This window comes from Halomonas sp. HMF6819 (genome assembly GCF_044335525.1).
Taxonomy (GTDB): Bacteria; Pseudomonadota; Gammaproteobacteria; order Pseudomonadales; family Halomonadaceae; genus Vreelandella.
Genome location: NZ_JBIQVY010000002.1, coordinates 635,462 through 655,842 on the forward strand (window position 1 = coordinate 635,462; position 20,381 = coordinate 655,842).

At 58.2% G+C, this 20,381-nt stretch carries 16 protein-coding genes and 7 tRNA genes; 17 read left to right on the forward strand and 6 right to left on the reverse strand.

Annotated features, from left to right (window positions below):
* Nucleotides 1-128 precede the first annotated feature (128 nt).
* The gene (gene rlmKL / locus ACGLWX_RS08870) at nucleotides 129-2,342 is read left to right on the forward strand and encodes a bifunctional 23S rRNA (guanine(2069)-N(7))-methyltransferase RlmK/23S rRNA (guanine(2445)-N(2))-methyltransferase RlmL (RefSeq protein WP_396239438.1); all 2,214 of its coding nucleotides are present in this window, start codon (nucleotides 129-131) and stop codon (nucleotides 2,340-2,342) included.
* 7 nt (nucleotides 2,343-2,349) lie between these two features.
* Here the strand turns inward: rlmKL and ACGLWX_RS08875 are convergent, their stop codons facing one another.
* Nucleotides 2,350-2,631 (reverse strand): hypothetical protein, encoded by a 282-nt coding sequence (locus ACGLWX_RS08875; RefSeq protein WP_396239056.1) that lies wholly within the window; start codon nucleotides 2,629-2,631, stop codon nucleotides 2,350-2,352.
* 94 nt (nucleotides 2,632-2,725) lie between these two features.
* Between ACGLWX_RS08875 and pdxB the strand changes: the two genes are divergently transcribed.
* The 3 genes from pdxB to ACGLWX_RS08890 all read left to right on the forward strand — a co-directional run bounded on the left by pdxB (nucleotide 2,726) and on the right by ACGLWX_RS08890 (nucleotide 6,004).
* Complete coding sequence (pdxB, locus tag ACGLWX_RS08880) at nucleotides 2,726-3,874, forward strand: 4-phosphoerythronate dehydrogenase PdxB (protein WP_396239058.1); 1,149 nt, start codon at nucleotides 2,726-2,728, stop codon at nucleotides 3,872-3,874.
* Between the two features lie 92 nt (nucleotides 3,875-3,966).
* On the forward strand, nucleotides 3,967-5,064 hold the full coding sequence (locus ACGLWX_RS08885; protein WP_396239060.1) for a cobalamin-independent methionine synthase II family protein: 1,098 nt from the start codon (nucleotides 3,967-3,969) through the stop codon (nucleotides 5,062-5,064).
* The gene (locus tag ACGLWX_RS08890; RefSeq protein ID WP_396239062.1) at nucleotides 5,057-6,004 is read left to right on the forward strand and encodes a diguanylate cyclase; all 948 of its coding nucleotides are present in this window, start codon (nucleotides 5,057-5,059) and stop codon (nucleotides 6,002-6,004) included. The genes ACGLWX_RS08885 and ACGLWX_RS08890 overlap by 8 nt, the downstream gene beginning before the upstream one ends.
* Before the next feature lie 80 nt (nucleotides 6,005-6,084).
* Here the strand turns inward: ACGLWX_RS08890 and htpX are convergent, their stop codons facing one another.
* The 4 genes from htpX to msrB all read right to left on the reverse strand — a co-directional run bounded on the left by htpX (nucleotide 6,085) and on the right by msrB (nucleotide 9,903).
* The gene (htpX, locus tag ACGLWX_RS08895; protein WP_396239064.1) at nucleotides 6,085-6,987 is read right to left on the reverse strand and encodes a protease HtpX; all 903 of its coding nucleotides are present in this window, start codon (nucleotides 6,985-6,987) and stop codon (nucleotides 6,085-6,087) included.
* 80 nt (nucleotides 6,988-7,067) lie between these two features.
* The gene (locus ACGLWX_RS08900; RefSeq protein ID WP_396239440.1) at nucleotides 7,068-8,321 is read right to left on the reverse strand and encodes a pyridoxal phosphate-dependent aminotransferase; all 1,254 of its coding nucleotides are present in this window, start codon (nucleotides 8,319-8,321) and stop codon (nucleotides 7,068-7,070) included.
* Nucleotides 8,322-8,390: 69 nt separating this feature from the next.
* A complete protein-coding gene (gene ylqF / locus ACGLWX_RS08905; protein WP_252109849.1) occupies nucleotides 8,391-9,392 on the reverse strand; it encodes a ribosome biogenesis GTPase YlqF in 1,002 nt (333 codons plus the stop codon).
* A 112-nt stretch (nucleotides 9,393-9,504) separates the two neighbouring features.
* A complete protein-coding gene (gene msrB, locus ACGLWX_RS08910; RefSeq protein ID WP_252109848.1) occupies nucleotides 9,505-9,903 on the reverse strand; it encodes a peptide-methionine (R)-S-oxide reductase MsrB in 399 nt (132 codons plus the stop codon).
* Between the two features lie 314 nt (nucleotides 9,904-10,217).
* Here msrB and ACGLWX_RS08915 point away from each other — a divergent pair.
* The 13 genes from ACGLWX_RS08915 (at nucleotide 10,218) to ACGLWX_RS08975 (ending at nucleotide 17,868) form a co-directional block, all read left to right on the forward strand.
* Nucleotides 10,218-10,293, forward strand: a tRNA-Glu gene (locus ACGLWX_RS08915).
* Between the two features lie 23 nt (nucleotides 10,294-10,316).
* Nucleotides 10,317-10,391: transfer RNA gene (locus ACGLWX_RS08920), tRNA-Gly, on the forward strand.
* A 95-nt stretch (nucleotides 10,392-10,486) separates the two neighbouring features.
* Nucleotides 10,487-10,562, forward strand: a tRNA-Glu gene (locus tag ACGLWX_RS08925).
* A 22-nt stretch (nucleotides 10,563-10,584) separates the two neighbouring features.
* Nucleotides 10,585-10,659 (forward strand) — tRNA-Gly (locus tag ACGLWX_RS08930).
* Between the two features lie 19 nt (nucleotides 10,660-10,678).
* Nucleotides 10,679-10,754: transfer RNA gene (locus tag ACGLWX_RS08935), tRNA-Glu, on the forward strand.
* 23 nt (nucleotides 10,755-10,777) lie between these two features.
* Nucleotides 10,778-10,852 (forward strand) — tRNA-Gly (locus ACGLWX_RS08940).
* Between the two features lie 240 nt (nucleotides 10,853-11,092).
* Nucleotides 11,093-12,055, forward strand: a complete 963-nt coding sequence (locus ACGLWX_RS08945) for an ABC transporter ATP-binding protein (protein WP_252109847.1) — start codon at nucleotides 11,093-11,095, stop codon at nucleotides 12,053-12,055.
* Nucleotides 12,052-12,825: an ABC transporter permease gene (locus ACGLWX_RS08950; RefSeq protein ID WP_252109846.1), complete on the forward strand. Its 774-nt coding sequence runs from the start codon at nucleotides 12,052-12,054 to the stop codon at nucleotides 12,823-12,825. The genes ACGLWX_RS08945 and ACGLWX_RS08950 overlap by 4 nt, the downstream gene beginning before the upstream one ends.
* Nucleotides 12,826-12,835: 10 nt before the next feature.
* Complete coding sequence (gene queF, locus ACGLWX_RS08955; RefSeq protein WP_396239066.1) at nucleotides 12,836-13,669, forward strand: NADPH-dependent 7-cyano-7-deazaguanine reductase QueF; 834 nt, start codon at nucleotides 12,836-12,838, stop codon at nucleotides 13,667-13,669.
* Between the two features lie 47 nt (nucleotides 13,670-13,716).
* Nucleotides 13,717-14,277, forward strand: a complete 561-nt coding sequence (locus ACGLWX_RS08960; protein ID WP_396239068.1) for a nitroreductase family protein — start codon at nucleotides 13,717-13,719, stop codon at nucleotides 14,275-14,277.
* A gap of 23 nt (nucleotides 14,278-14,300) precedes the next feature.
* Complete coding sequence (locus tag ACGLWX_RS08965; protein WP_396239070.1) at nucleotides 14,301-14,804, forward strand: YiiD C-terminal domain-containing protein; 504 nt, start codon at nucleotides 14,301-14,303, stop codon at nucleotides 14,802-14,804.
* 91 nt (nucleotides 14,805-14,895) lie between these two features.
* Nucleotides 14,896-14,983, forward strand: a tRNA-Ser gene (locus ACGLWX_RS08970).
* Nucleotides 14,984-15,654: 671 nt separating this feature from the next.
* Nucleotides 15,655-17,868, forward strand: coding sequence for a CHASE2 domain-containing protein (locus tag ACGLWX_RS08975; RefSeq protein ID WP_396239072.1), 2,214 nt, complete (start codon nucleotides 15,655-15,657; stop codon nucleotides 17,866-17,868).
* Nucleotides 17,869-17,880: 12 nt separating this feature from the next.
* Here ACGLWX_RS08975 and ACGLWX_RS08980 read toward each other — a convergent pair whose 3' ends face one another.
* Nucleotides 17,881-20,379 carry a hypothetical protein gene (locus ACGLWX_RS08980; RefSeq protein WP_396239074.1) on the reverse strand — a complete coding sequence of 833 codons (2,499 nt, stop codon included), beginning with the start codon at nucleotides 20,377-20,379 and terminating at the stop codon, nucleotides 17,881-17,883.
* Between the last annotated feature and the right edge of the window lie 2 nt (nucleotides 20,380-20,381).

The following is a 20,381-nucleotide window of genomic DNA, read 5'->3' on the forward strand; positions in this document are numbered from 1 at the left end:
TGCGTTTTAGTAGCTACTCTCTTATTGTTAGCCCATGATATGGGCCCTTGTCGACCCCCAAATTGTCATCGAACGTAAATACATTTGCCATATACAGGAATTACGCGCGGTTACGCGCGCCGATGCTTATGACCGAGCCCAGCCAGAACGCCTCGCTAGAGTTTTTAGCCACCTGCCCCAGAGGCATCGAAAGCCTTCTGCTCGATGAGCTATCAATGCTGGGCGCCCACCCGGACAAGGCCACGGTGGCCGGGGTCTACTTCAGCGCCGATCTCGAAACCGCTTACCGCGCCTGCCTCTGGTCGCGGCTGGCCAACCGGATCGTGCTCGTGATCAAGCGCACGACGATGGTGGAGAGCGCCGCCGAGCTTTACAACGCCGCACTCAGCGTAAGCTGGCCGGCGCACGTCGTGGCCGGTAACACCCTAGCGGTCGATTTTCACGGGCGCAGCGAGCAGATTCGCCACACCCGCTTTGGCGCGCAAACGATCAAGGACGCGGTGGTGGATTCGCTGGCGCTGGCGGGTTTGCCGCGTCCGGACATCGACACCAAAACCCCGGATCTGCGCCTCTATGCCCACCTGCACCGGGCGAATTTGACCTTGGGTATCGATCTTTCCGGCGACAGCCTGCACCGGCGCGGCTATCGCAAGGAGGTCGGCCACGCGCCGCTCAAGGAGAACCTGGCCGCCGCGCTGTTGGTGAGAGCGGGCTGGCCCGCGCGCGCCAAACAGGGTGAGGCGCTGATCGACCCGCTGTGCGGCTCGGGCACGCTCTTGATCGAGGCCGCGCTGATGGCCGCCGACCAGGCCCCCAATTTGCACCGCCCGCTTTTCGGCTTCGAAGGCTGGGCCGGTCACGACGCCGCTATTTGGCAGAAGCTCAAGCGCGAAGCTCAGGCGCGTGCCTCGATCGGGCGCAAGCGCTGCAAGACCACGCTTTACGGCTTCGATCAGAGCCCGGCGGCGGTCGCCTCGGCCCGGGCTAACGCCATGCGCGCCGGTGTGCCTGCGCTAATCGAGCTTGCAGGGCAGAGCTTGTCGCAGCTCACCCGGCCCGAGTCGCTCCGCGAATCCCAAGGCCTGATCATCACCAACCCGCCTTACGGCGAGCGCCTGGGTGAGCTTCCCGAGCTGGTTGGCCTGTACGCCACGCTTGGTGACAAGGCGCGCACGCTCTTTCCCGGCTGGACGCTGGCGGTATTTACCGGCAACCCGGATCTGGGCCATCGGCTGGGGCTTCGCGCCCACAAGCAGTACGCGCTGAAAAACGCCGCGCTCGATGCCAAGCTGCTGCTGATGGCGATCGACGAAGCGCCGCCGGCCAGCTCCGCCGATGAGCATATCGAGGAAATGGAAGGCCAGCCGGCTGCGCCAAAGGCAAGCGGCGAGCGCCAAGTCTCGGAGAACGCCCGCATGTTCGCCAACCGGCTAGCCAAAAATCAGAAGCGCTTGAAGAAGTGGCTCAAGCAGAGCGGTGAGACCTGCTACCGCGTTTACGATGCGGACATGCCCGAGTTCGCGCTGGCCGTCGACCGCTATGGCGACAAGGTGCACGTGCAGGAGTACGCCGCGCCGAAGTCGGTCAACGCCGCCCAAGCGCAAAAGCGCCTCTTCGATGCGCTCGAAGTGCTGCCCGAGGCGCTCGGCGTGCATTCAAGCGCCATCTACATCAAGCGCCGTGAGCGCCAAGCCGGCAGCGCCCAGTACCAAAAGCGCGGTGCCAGCGGTGAGCGTTTCGAGGTGCGTGAGGGCAGTGCCCGGCTATGGGTCAACCTGCGCGACTACTTGGACACCGGGCTTTTTCTGGATCACCGCCCGGTGCGGCGCATGCTCGGCGAGATGGCCAAGGACAAGCGCTTTTTGAACCTGTTTTGCTACACCGCGACCGCCACGGTGCAGGCCGCACTCGGTGGGGCGAGCGACAGCGTCAGTGTGGACATGTCCAACACCTACCTTGAATGGGCGAAGGACAACTTTGCGCTCAACGATCTCGACCAGCGCCGCCACCGGGTGGTGCGCGAGGATTGCTTTCGCTGGCTCGAGCGTGCCGACACCCAGTTCGACCTGATTTTCATGGACCCGCCCACCTTCTCCAACTCGAAGAAGATGCGCGACACGCTGGACGTTCAGCGCGACCACCCGCGCCTGATCGAGCTTGCCATGGCGCGCCTGGCCCCCGGCGGCACGCTGGTGTTCTCCAATAATCAGCGGCGCTTCAAGCTCGACGAAGCGCTCGCCGAGCGCTTCGAGGTGGACGAGATCACCGCTAAAACCTTCGACCCGGACTTTCAGCGGCGAACGAACCTGCACCACGTGTTCACGCTGCGCCACAAGGGCTAAAACGACGCTAGAGCGCGTCCAAAAGCGATAGCTGGCGCATCGCATCCTGGGCTTCCGGGGCGTGGTCGTCGGCTTCCAGCACTTTATCGAACCCGCGCGAGGCCTGAATAGTGGCCTCGTCGTCGAGCCACATCTGCGCCTGTTCGCGGGTATCGGCCAACTGGTGCTTCAGCCCACCGAACTGGGTGCCGATCTGCCCCCAGGCGCGGCTAAATATCCAGTCGCCGAACATGTCCTGGTGAATGTGCACCAGCACATAGTCATGGTCGGTTTCCCAGCGTACGATCACTATGGTCTCCTCAACGCCTATTCTCCTTGAATCCTTCTTGTCACGCCTCTCGCGCGTCTCCAACCTATTGTAAAGCCCGGATATTGAAACGCCTATGAAACTCGTCATCGATGCCAACATTCCCGCCGCCGACAGCTGCTTTGGCCACTTGGGCGATATCCTGCGCCGCCCCGGCCGTGAGATCAGCGCCCAGGACGTAAGCGATGCCGATGCACTGATCGTACGCTCGGTCACTCAGGTCGATGCGGCGCTGCTTGAAAAGAGCCCGGTGCGCTTCGTGGGAAGCTGCACCATCGGCGTGGATCATGTCGATCTCGGTTTCTTGAGCGAGCGCGGCATCGGCTTTGCCAGCGCCCCTGGCTGTAACGCCGAGGCGGTGGTGGACTACGTGCTGATAAGCCTTTTGACCTTGGCCGAGCAGGGAGGCTGGTCGCTGTTCGAGCGCACCGTTGGGGTCGTGGGCGCTGGCAACGTGGGGGGGCGGCTCGTGGGGCGCCTACAAGCGTTGGGTGTGGCGGTGCTGGTGTGCGACCCGCCGCGAGCCGAGCGTGAGGGGAGGACTTACTTCGTTGAACTCGATGAGCTGATCGCGCGCTGCGACGTGCTCTGCCTGCACACGCCGCTGGTGCGCGAAGGCGAGCATGCAACCCTCCATCTGCTAAACGCCGAGCGGCTCGAAGCGCTCAAGCCCCATACGGTGCTGATCAACGCCGGGCGCGGCGACTGTGTGGATGGCCAAGCGCTGGATGAGCGCCTAACGGCGCGCGGTGATCTCGAGGCGGTGCTGGACGTCTGGGAGAGTGAGCCCGGTATCGACGCGGACCTGTTTGAACGGGTTGCACTTGGCACACCTCACATTGCCGGGCACAGCCTGGATGGAAAGCTGCGCGGCACCTTCATGATTGAACAGGCGCTGACACAAACGCTAAAAATGCCCGCTGGGCCATCGTTTTCCAGCATTTGCCCGAAGCCTGCGTTGAGAGCGCTGCAATTCCAAAGTGCGCTGCCTATCGAGGATGCGCTACGTTTATGTATGAGAGCGGTGTATGACGTGCGTCGCGATGGGCAGGCGCTCAAACGAGAATGCCGCCAACGCGGACAGGCTGCCGGTTTCGACCACTGCCGAACGAACTATCCGCTGCGCCGCGAGTTCGCCACCCTTGAAGTTTACTTGTCTGGCGATGCGCATTCACTCGAACCGGCGCTGTCAGCGGCAGGCTTCAACGCCCGATGCGTCGAGTAAGCTCGGCAGGAGGCGAGGGCGACCGATAAAACTTGCCTGGGCCCGGCAGGATGTTTTATATCGAATAAACGACCCGACGAGGACCGCACGCCATGGATAAACGCACCACGCTCCTACCGACCGAGGCCATCGGAAGCCTTCCCCGCTTGGAAAAACTGATGGAGGCGCAGCGCCAGTACAGCGCCGGACAGCTCGATTGGGCAGCTATGGATGCGCTGTATGATGAGGCGGTGAAGAAGGCCATGAGCGAGCTGGAGGCCACCGGCTCGCCGATTATCACCGATGGCGAGCAGCGCAAGACCCATGGTTTTGCCACCTATCTGGTCGAGGGCGGTCACAACTTCGCCACGGACGGTCTCGAAATTCCTTTCAACGATGGCCACGTGCGCCGCCTGCCGCGGCTGGTGTCAGGCCCGTTTCGCTACGCGCTTTCCGCCGCCGATACTCTCGCCAAAGCGAGGGACTACACGAAACTGCCCATGAAGCAGGCGATCATCTCGGCCTCGGCGGTGAGCCTTTTCTATCCCTCCGAGCCTATCGAGGGCTACAGCCGTGACCAGTTTCTTGAGGATCTGATCGACGAGCAGGAAAAGGAGATTCGCGGCTGCTTCGCGGCGGGGGCCGACAAGGTGCAGATCGACTTCACAGAGGGGCGGCTGGCGCTCAAGCTCGACCCCAGTGGCAGCGTGCTCGACAGCTTCATCGAACTCAACAACCGAGTATTGGCAAGGTTCACCGAGGAGGAGCGCCAGCGTATCGGCGTTCACACCTGCCCAGGCGCCGACCACGATGCTACCCATAGCGCCGATGTCGACTACGCGGAGCTTTTACCGAGCTTGTTCGAGCTCAAGGCCGGAAACTTCTATATCGCCATGGCCTGCGAAGCGGACCCGGAGCGCGGGCTCAAGATCGTCGCGCGCTATCTAAAACCCTGGCAGCGCGCCTTCATCGGAGTAATTGAAGTCAACGACCCGCGTATCGAAACCCCCGAAGAGGTGTGTGAGCGCGTGCTGCAGGCGGCTCGCTTCATCCCGCTCGAGCAGCTGGGCACCACCGACGACTGCGGTTTTTCACCGTTTTGCGACGATATTTCCACCTCGCGGGAAACTGCGCTGGCCAAGATTCGCGCGCGCGTGAAGGGTACGGCTCTGGCGCTCGAACGGCTGCACGCCGGCACCCTGCATGAATAGAGATCCAACGTCCGTTCAGAGCATGGCCGTCTTCGACGCCCAGCAGCACCTTATCGACTGGGATGAGGGGTTTGCCGAGGAATTCGCTGATGCCGCGACGCTTCTTCACCAAGGCATCAGCGCCGCGGCGATCCTTGACGCTTGCTTGTTGCCTGAACGGGCGCTGGATCTCTCCTGGCTGGATGCGCAGGCGTTGCCGCCGGCATTCGATTACATCAATAGCCGGCGCTCGCTGACGGTCACCCAGTCACTCGGCGTCAATGGTCATGTCATTCGTATCGCACGTACCCACGAGCCAGCGCCGCGCCTTCACCCGGGCATGCTCGAAGAGAGCGCCGATCGGCTGCGTTCGGCCGCGCTGCAGATTTCCACTGCGGTGTTGCGCCGCCGCGAGCAGGAGCATCAGCGCCTTCACGAACTGGCGCTCAAGGATGGGCTCACTGGCGTTGCCAACCGGCGCTACTTCAACGAACGTTTGGACCAGGAGTGGCAGCGCTGTCGTCAGGACCAGCTCTCGCTTTCGATGTTGTTTCTCGATATCGACTTCTTCAAGCGCTATAACGATCACTACGGCCATGTGAGCGGCGACGAGTGCCTGAAGGCCATCGCCGACTTGCTCAAGCGGCATATCCATCGCCCCCGGGATCTGGTCGCGCGTTACGGTGGCGAGGAGTTCATTTGCCTACTGCCGAGCACCGACCTATTCGACGCCACGCGCAAGGCGCTCGAGCTTGAAACCGCCGTTCGAGCGCTGGCGCTGCCCCATGGCGCCTCGGATGTGGCGCCGATGGTGACCATCAGCCTGGGCGTGGCCAGCACGCGCTGGGTGGCCGGCGACGACCCATCCGTGCTGATCAAAGCGGCCGACCAGTTACTCTACGAGGCCAAGGCGGCCGGACGAGGGTGCGTGCGCTCGGCGCTATATACCCTGGTTGTCTAGGTGTGTGGCAGGCATAAAAAAGCGAGGCGCCTTAAGCCGAACCAGCTGGCTGAGGCGCCTCGCGATCGCGTAGCAAGCGCTTATTGACGGTAGGCAGCTTCTTTCAACGCGCGAATGCGCTCGTCCAGCGGCGGATGGCTGGCAAAGAGCTTTTCCAGAAGCGAACGGGTCTGGCCCTTGGTGATCGCCATGGCGCGCATGGTGTCCGGCATTTGATCCGGCATCTCGGTTTCGGCTTTCAAACGTGCCAAAGCGTTGACCATGGCGTTGGTGCCCGCAAGCCTGGCGCCGGCTTCGTCGGCGCGGTATTCGCGAAAGCGCGAAAACCAGGCGACGATCGCCGAGGCAACGATACCAAACACGATCTCCGCCACCATGACCACCGCAAAGTAGCCCATGAACCCGAGCCCGCCTTCACTGCCGCGGCTTTTCAGGAAACCGTCGAGCAGGTGCGCCACGGCGCGGGCAAAGAACATGACGAAGGTGTTGACCACGCCCTGGATCAGCGCCAGCGTGACCATATCACCATTGGCAACGTGGCCGATTTCGTGGGCCAGCACCGCCCGCACCTCGTCCGGGCGCATGCGGTTGAGTAACCCCGCTGACACCGCCACCAGCGCATCGTTTTTATTCCAGCCGGTGGCGAAGGCGTTGGACTGCTGCGCCGGGAAGATACCCACTTCCGGCGTCTTGATGCCCGCTTCCCGAGAAAGCTCGGCGACGGTGTCCACCAGCCACTGCTCGGTGGAGTTGGAGGGCGCTTCGATCAGCACGGTGCCGGTGGAGCGCTTGGCCAGCCATTTCGACATGAACAGCGAGATCATCGACCCCGCCATACCGATGATGAAGCAGAACAGCAAAAGGCCGGTGAAGTTGATGCCCTGGCTTCGTAAATAGCCTTCCACGCCAAACAGGCGCAGCGTAAAGCTTGCTACCAGCACCACCGCAAGGTTAGTGGCCAGAAACAGCAGAATACGCATCATCGTGGTGGTCTCCCTTTAAGCGTTTCAAACGGGTTGAGTTCAGCGATTAGAGTTGATTATTACTCGGCAGTTTCACGCTTTTACTGACGGTAGCGTGATAAAAAGTTGGCGAACCGATCGAGCGCGTCGCCGAGCTGATCCGCCCAAGGGAGCGTAACGATACGTACATGATTGGTGTCCGGCGCGTTGAAGGCGCTGCCCTGGACTAACAGGATCTTCTCTTGAAGCAGTAGGTCCAGTACCAGCTGTTGATCGTCCTGAATGTTGTACACCTTGGGGTCTAGCCGCGGAAAGGCGTAGAGCGCACCCTTGGGTGTTACGCAGGATACGCCGGGAATGGCGTTGAGCTTCTCCACGGTGACATCGCGCTGGGCTAGAAGCCGTCCACCGGGCAGGATCAGGTCGTTGATAGACTGATACCCGCCTAGCGCCGTTTGAATGGCGTGCTGGGCGGGCACGTTGGCGCACAGGCGCATCGAGGCGAGCATGGTGAGGCCCTGGATGTAGTCCCGCGCGCGCTTTTTGGCCAGCGTGCCGGAAATGGTCATCCAGCCGGAGCGAAAGCCGGCGCAACGGTAGCTCTTGGAGAGCCCATTCATGGTAATCACGAGCTGATCGTCATCGGCCAGCGCGCCGGTCGCGGTGTGCTCGATGCCGTCATAAAGAATCTTGTCGTAGATCTCATCGGAAAACACCACCAGTTGGTGCTCTCGGGCGACCTTGAGTACCGCTTCGACTACTTCCGGCGGATAGACTGCGCCGGTCGGGTTGTTGGGATTGATCAGCACGATTGCCCGGGTGCGGCTGGTGACTTTCGCACGAATGTCGGCGATGTCTGGCGCCCAGCCGGCCTGCTCGTCGCAGCGGTAGTGAACGCCGTGGCCGCCGGAAAGGTGCGCCGCAGCGGTCCAGAGCGGGTAGTCCGGGGCAGGAATCAGCACCTCGTCGCCGTCGTTCAACAGCGCCTGCATGCACATCACGATCAGCTCGGAAACGCCGTTGCCGATGTAGATATCTTCGATGCCCACGCCGGGAATGTTCTTGCGCTGACACTCCTGCATGATCGCCTTGCGCGCCGAGTAGAGCCCTTTGGAGTCACAGTAGCCCTGAGCGGTGGGCAGGTTGCGCATCACGTCCTGAAGGATTTCCTCGGGTGCTTCGAACCCGAAGGGGGCGGGGTTGCCGATGTTGAGCTTCAGGATGCGTTGACCTTCGTCCTCCAGCCGTTTGGCGTGCTCGAGAACGGGGCCGCGAATGTCGTAGCAGACGTTGTGCAGCTTGTGCGATTTCTTGAGCGGCTGAGGCTCTGTAAGCGATGAGTCTACGGGGTGCATCGTGTCCATGAAGTGTCCCAGAGTACCTTGGTTGGTCGGGTTATTGGTCAACGGGGTCGGTCGATGAAGTCACGGGTCATTATGCGCGTGAGGGCTATCGCTGTCTGCGCCCAATTCGGCGTTATCGGCGTGAGTATCATCAGCTGCGATATCTTCCGCCGGGGCGGGAATGTCATCGGGCGTTTCCAGCGTAATGCGCCCGAGCTTGCCGTCGCGAAGCTCGTGCAGCAGTACCTCGGAGCCGCGGTGCCAGTCCACCTCGCCGCCGGGGCGCAGCCCGCCGCGCTTGGCGGCGATCTCCTTAAGGATTGCGTGGCCGTCGAACCCGGCCAGAGCGAGAAAGTCCGGGCGCGTCGGGCCGTCGGCGTCCACGTTCTGAGGCGTTTGGAGGGCCTCATAAATCGGCAACGCCTCTAGCTTGTAGCGGCTCTTGAGCGCCTCGGGATAGCGCTTGGCAAGCTCGGCGCAGGCGACGATCGCCACGTCCACGTACTCGATGGCGGTGTCGCGAATGGCGCCGCTGGCGGCCAGCCGGTAGGCACTCGCCTGATCCTCGATCTTGGGCCACAGCACACCGGGCGTGTCGATCAGCGCTACGCGCCCGTCGATGCGCACCTTTTGTTGGCGCTTGGTGACTGCCGGTTCGTTGCCTGTTTTGGCGATCTTGCGCCCGGCCAGGCCGTTGATCAGCGTGGATTTACCCACGTTGGGGATGCCCATCACCATCACGCGCACGTCGCGATCTGCCCGCACCGCGCCGGCAAGCTCGTGGCAGAGCTTGGGGATTTTTTTGAGCTCGCGGCTTTGGGTGGTGGTGACCGCCAGCGCCCGGGTGTCGGTTTGGGCGTCAAAATGGGCGACCCACTCGCTGGTGCGCGCCGGGTCGGCCAGATCCGCCCGGGTCAGAATCTTCAGCACCGGTTTGTGGCGGGTCAGCTCGGCCAGCATCGGGTTGGCGCTGGAGTAGGGCAGACGCCCATCGAGTACCTCGATGACCACGTCGATTTCCGGCAGCGCCTCCTTGATCTGGCGGCGGGCCTTGTTCATGTGTCCGGGAAACCAGCCGAGCATGGGACTCTCCTGAAAGCGCAATCAAAGGGCAAAAAAATGGGCTGCCATTCTATCAGAATGCCAGCCCGTGGGCGCTTCGCAAACGCAGATGCTCTGGAAAACCAGGTGCGCGTTACTCGTCGGGGTGAAACTCCAGCGACACCGAGTTGATGCAGTAACGAAGCCCCGTGGTTTCTCGCGGCCCATCCGGGAAGACGTGGCCCAAATGCGCGTCGCAGTGCGAGCAGACGACCTCGGTACGGGTCATGCCGTGGCTCGTATCGCTGTGCTCCTCCACGCTATGGCTGCCAAGCGGCCGGTCAAAGCTTGGCCAGCCGCAGCCGGCCTCGAACTTGTGCTCATTCTCAAACAGCGGGGCGTGGCAGCAGACGCAGTGATAGATGCCTTGTTCATCGCTGACCTGATAGTCGCCGGTGAACGGGCGCTCGGTGCCTTTTTCCCGCGCCACGCGGTACTGTTCGTCGCTGAGTTCGCTGCGCCACTGCTCCGGCGTTTTTTCGATCTTGGCCATGGGCGCCTCCTTGATGGCGTTTGTCGGTAAAGAGTTGGCTCTTCAATGCGATAGGTATCGTTAAGACTACCGGTGACGGCATGAGGTTCAGTTTAGGCGATAAGCGCGGCTTTACCCAACCAGCGCACTATGAGCGGTCAGTCGCTAGCGATAAAAGCAGCGCCCGCCAAGAGAATGAGAAGAAGGGCGCCGCCGCTGTACGTTAAGCCGGTATTCGGGCCGAGTGTGGGTAAAACCACAAACTGAAAATCAGTGGCTTGACATCAAAAGGCCCTCTGAGTAATATACGCGCCACCTCGACGAGGCAATGAAACGTCCCATTCGTCTAGTGGTCCAGGACACCGCCCTTTCACGGCGGTAACAGGGGTTCGAACCCCCTATGGGACGCCACTTCATCGTCAAGGTATCGGAGTGCGGGAATAGCTCAGTGGTAGAGCATCGCCTTGCCAAGGCGAGGGTCGAGAGTTCGAATCTCTTTTCCCGCTCCAATTTGGTTGTGTGGTCAAGCAAGTGCAGGTCGAGAGCTGGTACGCCAGTCCGATCGAATCTCTTTTCCCGCTCCAAAGCACTTAGGTGCAGCAGTGTCCCATTCGTCTAGTGGTCCAGGACACCGCCCTTTCACGGCGGTAACAGGGGTTCGAACCCCCTATGGGACGCCACTCCGAACGCGAAAATTGATAAGCGGGAATAGCTCAGTGGTAGAGCATCGCCTTGCCAAGGCGAGGGTCGAGAGTTCGAATCTCTTTTCCCGCTCCAAGCATTTATTTGCTTATGTGTCCCATTCGTCTAGTGGTCTAGGACACCGCCCTTTCACGGCGGTAACAGGGGTTCGAACCCCCTATGGGACGCCAATTTCGCCGCCTTCCAGTATTAAGCGGGAATAGCTCAGTGGTAGAGCATCGCCTTGCCAAGGCGAGGGTCGAGAGTTCGAATCTCTTTTCCCGCTCCAATTAAGGGTGTTGGTTTAGAAAGGCAGGTCGAGAGCTGGTACGCCAGTCCGATCAAATCTCTTTTCCCGCTCCAATTTTTTCCTTTCTGTTGTTCAATCAGTTCGCTATTACACGGTAGCGACGGTTTTGCTGTTTCCGATTTGCAGCCGCGCCCAGCCGTTAGCTTGAAAACGATCCCGGCTGCCCCCATCTTTGAGCGTTCTATACTGTTTATCCTCTTTTGCTGACAGGACATGTTCATGGCCGAACCGGCATTGTCTATCCGTGGCCTCACCAAGGTGTATGGCAACGGCTTTCACGCCCTGAAGGGTATCGATCTCGACGTCCAGCAGGGCGATTTTTTTGCGCTTTTGGGGCCTAACGGGGCGGGCAAGTCGACCACCCTGGGCGTGGTGTGCTCACTGGTGCAAAAAACCGAAGGCAAGGTCTCCATCTTCGGTATCGATATCGACAAGGACTTCGCGAAGGCCAAATACCAGCTTGGCGTGGTGCCTCAGGAGTTCAACTTCAGCCAGTTCGAGAAAGTGCTGGATATCGTGATGGCCCAAGCGGGCTACTACGGCATGAAGCGAAGCGAGGCGCTTCCCCGGGCGAAGCAGCTTCTCACCGACCTTGGCCTTTGGGACAAGCGTAATGGCAGCGCGCGCATGCTCTCCGGCGGCATGAAGCGGCGCCTGATGATCGCCCGCGCCCTGATGCACCGCCCCAGGCTCTTGATTCTCGACGAGCCGACCGCCGGCGTGGATATCGAGCTCAGACGCAGCATGTGGGAGTACATGCGTCGCCTCAATCGCGACGAAGGCACCACCATCATTTTGACCACCCACTACTTGGAAGAGGCGGAGAGCCTGTGTCGCAATATCGCCATCATCAATAACGGCGATATCGTGCGTAACACCAGCGTGCGTGAGCTGCTCGCCGAGCTCGACATCGAAACCTTCCTGCTCGACCTGGCCGAGCCTGTTACCGCCGTGCCCGAAATAGAGGGCTTCGCGATCCAGCAGATCGAGCCGTCGCAGCTTTCACTGGCGATCGAGCGGGGCCAGGAGCTCAACACCGTGTTCGAGGCGCTGAGCGCGCAAGGGATAAAGGTGGTGTCGATGCGCAACCGCGCCAACCGGCTCGAGGAGATGTTCGTGTCCATGGTCGAGCAGGGCCAGAAATCCATCGACGAGCCGAGCGCCAAGGAGGCCCACGCATGAACGCAATGCAAACCCTGGTGGCGCTTTGGACGCTGGTGATCAAGGAGATCAAGCGCTTCACGCGGATCTGGCCGCAGACGCTGTTGCCGCCGTCGATCACCATGGCGATGTACTTCATCATCTTCGGCAACCTGATCGGCTCGCGCATCGGCGCGATGGACGGCTTCAGCTACATGGACTTCATCGTCCCTGGCCTGATCATGATGTCGGTGATCACCAATAGCTACTCCAACGTCGCCTCGAGCTTTTTCTCCAACAAGTTCCAGCGCTCGGTAGAAGAGATGATGGTCTCGCCGATGCCCAACTGGGTTATCTTGTCAGGCTTCATTCTGGGCGGTATGGCGCGTGGGCTGGGCGTGGGGCTTATCGTCACGGTCGTCTCGCTATTCTTTACCCGGCTCTCGTTGGAGCACCCGTTTTTGACCTTGCTGGTCGTGGTGCTGACCTCGGCACTGTTCTCCATCGGCGGCTTCATCAACGCGCTGCTGGCCAACAAGTTCGACGACATCTCGATCGTGCCGACCTTCGTGCTGACACCGCTGACTTATTTGGGCGGGGTGTTCTACTCGATCTCGATGCTGCCGGACTTCTGGCAGGGCGTGTCGATGCTCAACCCGATTCTCTACATGGTGAACGTGTTCCGCTACGGCTTTCTGGGCGTGTCGGACATTCCCGTGGTCTGGGCGCTGGCCGCCGTATTCGCGTTCATCGTCGTGCTGTTCGCCGTCGCACTGACCATGCTCGAGCGCGGTCACGGCATTCGAAGCTAAGGAGGCCGTCATGGCACACCGCCCCGATACTCTGGAACACGCGCCCTTGGGGCGCGATTCCGCCTACCCGGACCAGTACGACGCGGCGCTGCTCTTTCCCATCGCCCGCGCCGCCAACCGAGCCCCGCTGGGCATCGAGGAGGGCGCGCTACCCTTCATCGGCGAGGACGAGTGGCACGCCTTTGAGGTGTCTTGGCTCAACGGCCGAGGCAAGCCCGTAGTCGCCGTGGCGCGGTTCACGCTGCCGGCCAGCTCGCCCAATCTGATCGAGTCCAAATCCTGGAAGCTTTACCTCAACAGCTTCAACCAGACGCGCTTCGAGAGCACGGAGGCGGTGATCGGCGTGCTGAAAGAGGATCTATCCCGTGTGGCTGGCGCCGCGGTCGGTGTTGATCTTTTCGATGTGGACGATGCCGCCCTCGACCCGGTGCGCCTGCCCGGCGAATGCTTGGACCCGCTTGATATCGCCATCGACGACTACACCCCGAGCGCGGATCATCTAAGCGCCGGTGGCGAGGTCGTCGAGGAGACGCTCTACTCGCACCTGTTGAAATCCAACTGCCCGGTCACCGGCCAGCCGGACTGGGGCAGCGTTATGATTCGTTATAAAGGGCCGAAGATCGACCGCGAAGGTCTTCTGCGCTATTTGATCGGCTTTCGCCAGCATCAGGATTTTCACGAGCACTGCGTCGAGCACATCTTCACGGATGTGATGCAGCGCGCAGCCCCTTCCGAGCTTCTGGTGCTGGCGCGCTACGTGCGCCGCGGTGGGCTCGATATCAGCCCCTGGCGGGCCACCAAGGGAATGGCGTCGCCGGGGTCGCTGCGTCTGGCAAGACAGTAACCCAGTGCGCTAAAGTAGAGCGCTCACCACAGGCCAGGACGACCGAAATGGATGCACTGACGCTTCTTCACGAACGTAGCTCCATGGGCAAGCTCACCGAGCCCGCGCCCAGCGCCGAGCAGCTCGAAGCTCTCTACCAGGCGGCGCTACGCGCCCCGGACCACAAGGAGCTGCGCCCCTGGCGTTTCATCGAGTTCAGCGGGGAAGGGCGCGAGCGTTTGGGCGAGCTTTTTGCCGAGGCGGAGTTTCAGGAAGATCCCAGCGCCAGCGACGACACACTGAACGCTGCCCGCCAAAAGCCGCTTCGCGCGCCGATGATCATTGCGGTGATCGCTCGCGTCACGCCGGAACTCCCCAAGGTGCCCAAGATAGAGCAGGTCATCTCCGCCGGCTGCGCCGCCCACGGCATCTTGCTCGCAGCTCACGCGCTGGGCCTGGGTGCGATGTGGCGAAGCGGTAAGTACGCGTTCGATCCGGTGGTGCGTAAGGGGCTGAGCCTCGAAGAGGACGACGAAGTCGTAGCGTTTATCTATCTAGGTAGTTTGGGTGGTCGCCACAAACCATTAGCACACCACGATTCTAGCGGCTTCGTCGAGCGCTGGAACTAACCCTGACATCTTGAGGAGTGCACATGGTCAAGTCTCGCGAGCCCGGCACGGCGTACCCTCGGTTGCCACTTCCTGAAGAGGGCCGGGAGGATCTGGACGCTTTTCAGCGCTGGCTGATGGAAGCCATCCCCATGGCGGCGGCGCTGGGCCTCAAAAAGATGAGTCACAACAACGACCATTTGGTCTGGGAACTGGCACTTAAGCCCTCGCTCAACGATAAGGGCACTGGCTTTGGCGGTGCCCTGACCGCTCAGACCACACTTCTAGGCTGGTGCTGGACCACGCTCTGGCTTCGCCAGCACGGCTTGGCGCGTGACGTTGTGATCGCGGATGCTTCCCAGCGCTTTCTAGCACCGGTGACCCACGACTATCGGTTGATATGCAAGCCCGAAGCCCCTCAAGGCCCGAACGAGCTCGCAAGCCGCCTCGAAACCCGCGGGAAGGGCCGTATCACACTGGTGCAGGAGCTTTATTGTCACGACGTGCTCTGCCTGGAGGCCCGCGGCACCTATGCCGTTTTGAGCTGAGTAAGGAAAAGACTTGCTATTTAATACCTTAACCCATAAAATACGCGCCGTTCTGTTGGGAAAGGCAACGCCTTACTGACAGTCAAAATGCGGAGGGGTGTCCGAGTGGTCGAAGGAGCACGCCTGGAAAGTGTGTAAGTCGAAAGGCTTCGAGGGTTCGAATCCCTCCCCCTCCGCCAAGAACATAGATTAAGCCGCTGGTTTCAGCGGCTTTTTTGTGCTTATAATTTAGCTGAACCATACCCCAGTCCATGCTTTGTCAAAGAGGTGGCGGGCAACGTCCTCCATTTGGCAACGGGCAGGCTGAATCGCTATCCTGTAATGCAATGCTCAAGCGCAACCGGATATCATGGTCGCTCTTTCCCGCCGTCACGCTTCGATCTATTGGCAAGACATCAGCACAAATTTGGTTAAAGTGCTTATGCTAAGGCTTCAAGTCCCGGCGCTTTCGATAAATGAATTATCACGATAATTTGCCGGCTCGCTCCTCGTTAAGTCGATAGTTAACCACAAGTACCAAAAGCCGAAAAGAAAGTGTGAAGTAATTGTTTATCGACCGCTTTAGCGGCTTCGAAAAGTGTTTGAATAGGATGATATCGCGCGATTAATCTCACTCGTGTGGCCGAGTCATGAACTTGAGGAAATCTATGGTTTGGACAGCTATTCAGAAAACGCATTCGGTACCTTGAAGAGCCTGTTTGAATATATCGAACAGCTTAAAGCTAACGGGACGGGTTTTTATCAACGAGCCTCTTTGCCGCCTCGTACGCTGTTAGGCACAAGTACCTTTCGTAAAACTTTTAGCCTATCTTAGGCTGATTTTTATCCTTACTTAATAAGAGTGTCTCGTGTGGCGACAGAAAAACTCAGACAGGCAAATACTGGTATCAGATCTTTTTGGTGGTGGCTGCAATGCATTGTAAGCCTGCTGCTTACTGCTCTACTGGTGATGGATCGTGCTGAATGGATCGATGTGCCTGGGCTACAACGATTGGAGTGGCAGGCATACGATTGGCGAGTGCGAAGTACGCTTGATGGACAATCTGATTCTTCGCTGGCGATTATCGACATCGACGAGCGGAGCCTTTTCGAGATAGGTCAGTGGCCTTGGCCAAGAACGACCGTTGCTGCGTTGATAGAGTCGCTTTTTACCACCTATGACGCCGATTTATTGGGTGTGGATATCGTCTTTGCGGAACCAGAAGCCTCTCATTGGCAAAGGCACTGGGAAAATTTGGTAGAGGAGTATCCCTCGCTTGCTTCTTTACCGCCCCCAACTGATGGCGATCAGGTGCTAGCCAACACGCTATCTAATTACCCGGTAGTACTAGGGTACTATTTTCAATCGAGTGTTCAAGCAGGAGATCCTCCTGTAATAGGTCAACTGCCCGAGCAGGCTCATCTCACAACCGACTCTTTGCTTTCTTTACCTGAGCCTCAGCGCTACACCGCGAATCTAGCGATTTTACAAAACGGTGCGCTAAGCGCTGGGTTTTTCGATAATCCTCTGGTCGATGCAGACGGCGTTTTTCGACGCGTTCCCATGCTGCAGCGTTGGCAGGGAGAGCTATATCCTGGATTGCCGCTCGCTATGTTGCTCGCCTTGTTGGGCCAGCCGCAAATCGACCCCGTGATTGGCGAAGGTTCCGGAGTTGACCAGCTGGAAGCGCTGGATGTTGGGGGATTCCAAATTCCCGTCGATGCCGATGGGAGTGCCTTGGTTCCTTGGTATGGACCGCGAGGTCACTTCGAGTACATTTCAGCCGCCGATATTCTGGAGGGGCGCATCGAGCCTGGGTCATTGAAGGGAAAAATTCTCATACTGGGAGCGTCAGCCCCTGGGCTAATGGATCTTAGGTCGACCCCGGTAGGAGCGGTTTATCCTGGCCCTGAAATCAATTTGGGACTGCTAGCAGGCATGCTACATCAGAGTTTTAAGGCTCAACCGCCTTGGATACAGGGCTTTGACTTGGTGAATCTATGTGCTTTGGGTTTGATCATCGTAGTGATTTTCCCACGACTGAACGCGCCACTGCTCATGGCGGTTAGCGGCACGCTGCTTCTAGCAGCGGTAGGGGGCAATGTATGGGCCTGGCATCAGGGGTGGGTTTTACCCGTGGCTGGCTTGGTCGTTTTGTTATTGGCGCAAACGCTTTGGCATTTGTCGATGAATTTGCTGCGCGAAACACAGCAAAAGCGCTGGGTCGCCGAATGGTTTGGACAATACGTTCCGCCCCAACTGGTCAAAAGCATGGTTGAAAGTGGTGAGAGCTTTGGCCTCGAAGGCGAGGAACGCGAACTGACCGTACTGTTTTCCGATGTGCGTGATTTCACTGCTTTTTCGGAGTTACTTTCACCCTCTGAGCTAACCCGTGTGATGAACCGTCTTTTGACACCCTTGACAGGTGCAATCCATCAACACAAGGGAACTATTGATAAGTACATGGGAGATGCTGTCATGGCCTTCTGGGGAGCTCCACTACGTGATATGAAGCATGCCGATCATGCGATCGAGGCATCTTTTGAAATGCTGGCGGCGCTTGAAAGAATCAACCGCGAATTTGTCGCCGAGGGTAAACCGACATTGGCGATGGGGGTGGGGCTTAACTCCGGCCCAATGAGCGTGGGAAATATGGGATCCGGTTTTCGCATGGCGTACACCGTCATGGGTGATAACGTGAACTTGGGTTCTCGTTTGGAAGGGTTGACTAAGGTTTATGGGGTGAGTTTGATCGTTAGCGAAGCCACCGCGAAGCAGGCGCCGGATTGGTGCTACAGGCGTTTAGACCAAGTACGAGTAAAAGGGCGCCGAGCCCCTTTATGGATTTTGGAACCCTTGGGACGCTGGAGTACGCTATCGCAAGAGCGTTGCACTTGGCACGCTGCATTCGAAACAGCGCTCGATCATTATCAGGCAGCGAATTTCGAATCTGCTGCGCAAGCCTTCAAAGAATTGGGGGAAGAGGATCTGACAACGCAAATATATCTCGCACGTAGTGAATATTTTCTGAAAACGCCGCCCCCACAAAATTGGGACGGCGTTTGGATGCACACTGACAAATAATGAGTAGTAGGTTCAGGGAGTCATCCGCACAAAAATACCGGTACCGCTGTAGTCGCCGGTTAGCGCTCCCTGTGCTTCGATTAAACTCATGATAGCGGCGGCTTCTTCACCAATATAGCGGCCGTTGAATTCTCCGCTCTCGAAACACCGGTTGCTTTTACATGCTTCATGAATCAGGTTGATGCCGTCGAGTGAGAAGGTATCGGAGCGGTTGCTACCGATCAGCTTACCGAAATCCTCAAGAAGAATTTCGACCTGAACGCCTTCACTATTGGAAAGCGTGATAGAGCTTTCGGGAAGAAGAGGAATAATTTCTCCCCCATCATTCGGTACTAAGCCAGTGCCATTGATCCAATTGAACGTTACTCCCGTTTCGAGCTGATCGCGTAAGGCGTCAAGTGCTGATTGACTAAGTGAGTCGGTCAAAGAGTGGGAAAGCTCATCGGAAACCATTATAAATACGAGGGACTCATCAAGTGAATTTTCTGTGTTCGAATCACTTGATAAATGGGTACTACTCTTCCAGTAGCCCCAAATAATATCGCCTCCATCTATCGCATAAGTGCCTTGCTCGGTGGGTGAAATGTCCTGATGATAAAGTTCCTGAATATCGTCATCGTTGGATCGATTGAAAAGTGCATTTTCACTGGAAGGGACGGCATCCACCCAGTCAGTAAAGGTATTGGAGAAGGCCGTATCAGACATCGCCTGTGGTTCTTCTAGCGTGCCGCTTTTACCCCTTTGAAGTCCATAGGCATTACCTCGATTGCCATTGCCATTGCCATTGTTTCCGCTATTGCCGCTATTGCCGCTGTTGCCGCTGTTGCCGCTGTTGCCGCTGTTGCCGTTGTTTCCGCTGTTGCCGTTGTTTCCGCTGTTGCCGTTGTTTCCGCTGTTGCCGTTGTTTCCGCTGTTGCCGTTGTTGCCGTTGTTGCCGTTGTTGCCGCTGTTTCCGTTGTTGCCGTTGTTGCCGTTGTTGCCGTTGTTACCACTATTGCCTGTGTTGCTGTTATTCCCGGTATTGCTGTTATTCCCGGTGTTGCCGCTATTGCCGGTATTCTCACTATTGGCGCTATTGGCGCTATTGCCGCTATTGCCGCTATTACCGCTATTACCGCTATTACCGCTATTACCGCTATTACCGCTATTACCGCTATTACCGCTATTATCGCTATTACCGCTATTACCGCTATTACCGCTATTACCGCTATTACCGCTATTACCGCTATTACCGCTATTACCGCTATTACCGCTATTACCGCTATTACCGCTATTACCGCTATTGCCGCTATTGCCGCTATTGCCGCTATTACCGCTGTTGGCGTTATTCCCGGTGTTGCTGTTATTTCCGGTGTTCTCGCTGTTACCAGTATTCTCGCTACCGTTGTTTCCGGTAGAATCATCGTTGGTCAGAGATGGCTCCGAATTTTGAGAACTGTTCTCAGGTTGGCGACCTTCAACATCACGCAGATCATCATCGCTATTACTTTCCTCCGTGATGGTAGGGGCATCGAGAGAATCATCGCGGGCATCAATGATGCTATCGATATTAGCGTTTTGGACTTGGTCGATGCGCTCGCTTGAGTCTATAAAAGCACTTGCCTCCAATTCGCGCTGCTGAGATGCAATGAGTCTATTCTCTATTGAGTCATTATTGACTACGCCACTTAGCGCCGTATTTTCCAAAAAAGTATTTGCTGGCTGTGAACTAGTTACCGAGCTACTGGTCGGGGAGGGATCATTGTTAATAGAAGTAGTAGATGTAGTCTGAGCGGTAGCGCTATTACTCGCTGGTGTTGGGGCTAAACGTGGCGATGCCTCTGTTGTGGAAGTCTCTTCGCCTTGTGGCATGTTACTGTCGAGCTGCTCAAAGATACCAATACCGTTAGGCACCAACTGGGGGGCTGAATCAAGCGACGATGTAAAGAAAACTTCGCCGGGGCGTATAAGGGTATCGCCTGCGTTGGTCGACATCGCCAGCATGCCGCTCTCTACATAAAAATAGCTACCTGAACCGATACCTGGCAGCGAGGCTGTTCCACCATCAGGTACGTGCAGGATTTGAAAGCTGGTACCACGTATTCCAATGGTAGCGACAGGCGTTCTATGAGTGACGTTTTGAGGCGCTAGTTTACCGATAGTACCGGTAATCGATCGTAGGCCACCACGGATTAGCTCACCGCTTTGAAAGGAGTTCTCGGGAACGTCTTCATCTAGTACGTAGCGTTCAAGAACGTAGGAGCTCTCGGGTCGAATCGCTTTGGTACCACCGTCGCTATAGCGTAGTTGAAGCGTACTGGCGGCAGCAGTATGGAATATATCTCCGGTGAAAAAATCATCGCCGCGCTCAGCGACTAACCGCTCACCGTCACGCTCAATAGAGGCGTCACCGTGAACGAACATGATCCTTCCTGCCGGTGTGTCGGCAAAGGTAGGAAATGGGATCAGCGCAAGGCTTCCCAAACCGATGCTTGTTAAACGAGCCAAGGGGCGCTTTTGAAAACAGGCCATAA

Coding starts and splice junctions, on each gene's coding strand:
- rlmKL (WP_396239438.1), top strand. CDS start 129: ATGACCGAGCCCAGCCAGAACGCCTCGCTAGAGTTTTTAGCCACCTGC.
- pdxB (WP_396239058.1), top strand. CDS start 2,726: ATGAAACTCGTCATCGATGCCAACATTCCCGCCGCCGACAGCTGCTTT.
- ACGLWX_RS08885 (WP_396239060.1), top strand. CDS start 3,967: ATGGATAAACGCACCACGCTCCTACCGACCGAGGCCATCGGAAGCCTT.
- ACGLWX_RS08890 (WP_396239062.1), top strand. CDS start 5,057: ATGAATAGAGATCCAACGTCCGTTCAGAGCATGGCCGTCTTCGACGCC.
- htpX (WP_396239064.1), bottom strand. CDS start 6,987: ATGATGCGTATTCTGCTGTTTCTGGCCACTAACCTTGCGGTGGTGCTG.
- ACGLWX_RS08900 (WP_396239440.1), bottom strand. CDS start 8,321: ATGCACCCCGTAGACTCATCGCTTACAGAGCCTCAGCCGCTCAAGAAA.
- ylqF (WP_252109849.1), bottom strand. CDS start 9,392: ATGCTCGGCTGGTTTCCCGGACACATGAACAAGGCCCGCCGCCAGATC.
- msrB (WP_252109848.1), bottom strand. CDS start 9,903: ATGGCCAAGATCGAAAAAACGCCGGAGCAGTGGCGCAGCGAACTCAGC.
- ACGLWX_RS08945 (WP_252109847.1), top strand. CDS start 11,093: ATGGCCGAACCGGCATTGTCTATCCGTGGCCTCACCAAGGTGTATGGC.
- ACGLWX_RS08950 (WP_252109846.1), top strand. CDS start 12,052: ATGAACGCAATGCAAACCCTGGTGGCGCTTTGGACGCTGGTGATCAAG.
- queF (WP_396239066.1), top strand. CDS start 12,836: ATGGCACACCGCCCCGATACTCTGGAACACGCGCCCTTGGGGCGCGAT.
- ACGLWX_RS08960 (WP_396239068.1), top strand. CDS start 13,717: ATGGATGCACTGACGCTTCTTCACGAACGTAGCTCCATGGGCAAGCTC.
- ACGLWX_RS08965 (WP_396239070.1), top strand. CDS start 14,301: ATGGTCAAGTCTCGCGAGCCCGGCACGGCGTACCCTCGGTTGCCACTT.
- ACGLWX_RS08980 (WP_396239074.1), bottom strand. CDS start 20,379: ATGGCCTGTTTTCAAAAGCGCCCCTTGGCTCGTTTAACAAGCATCGGT.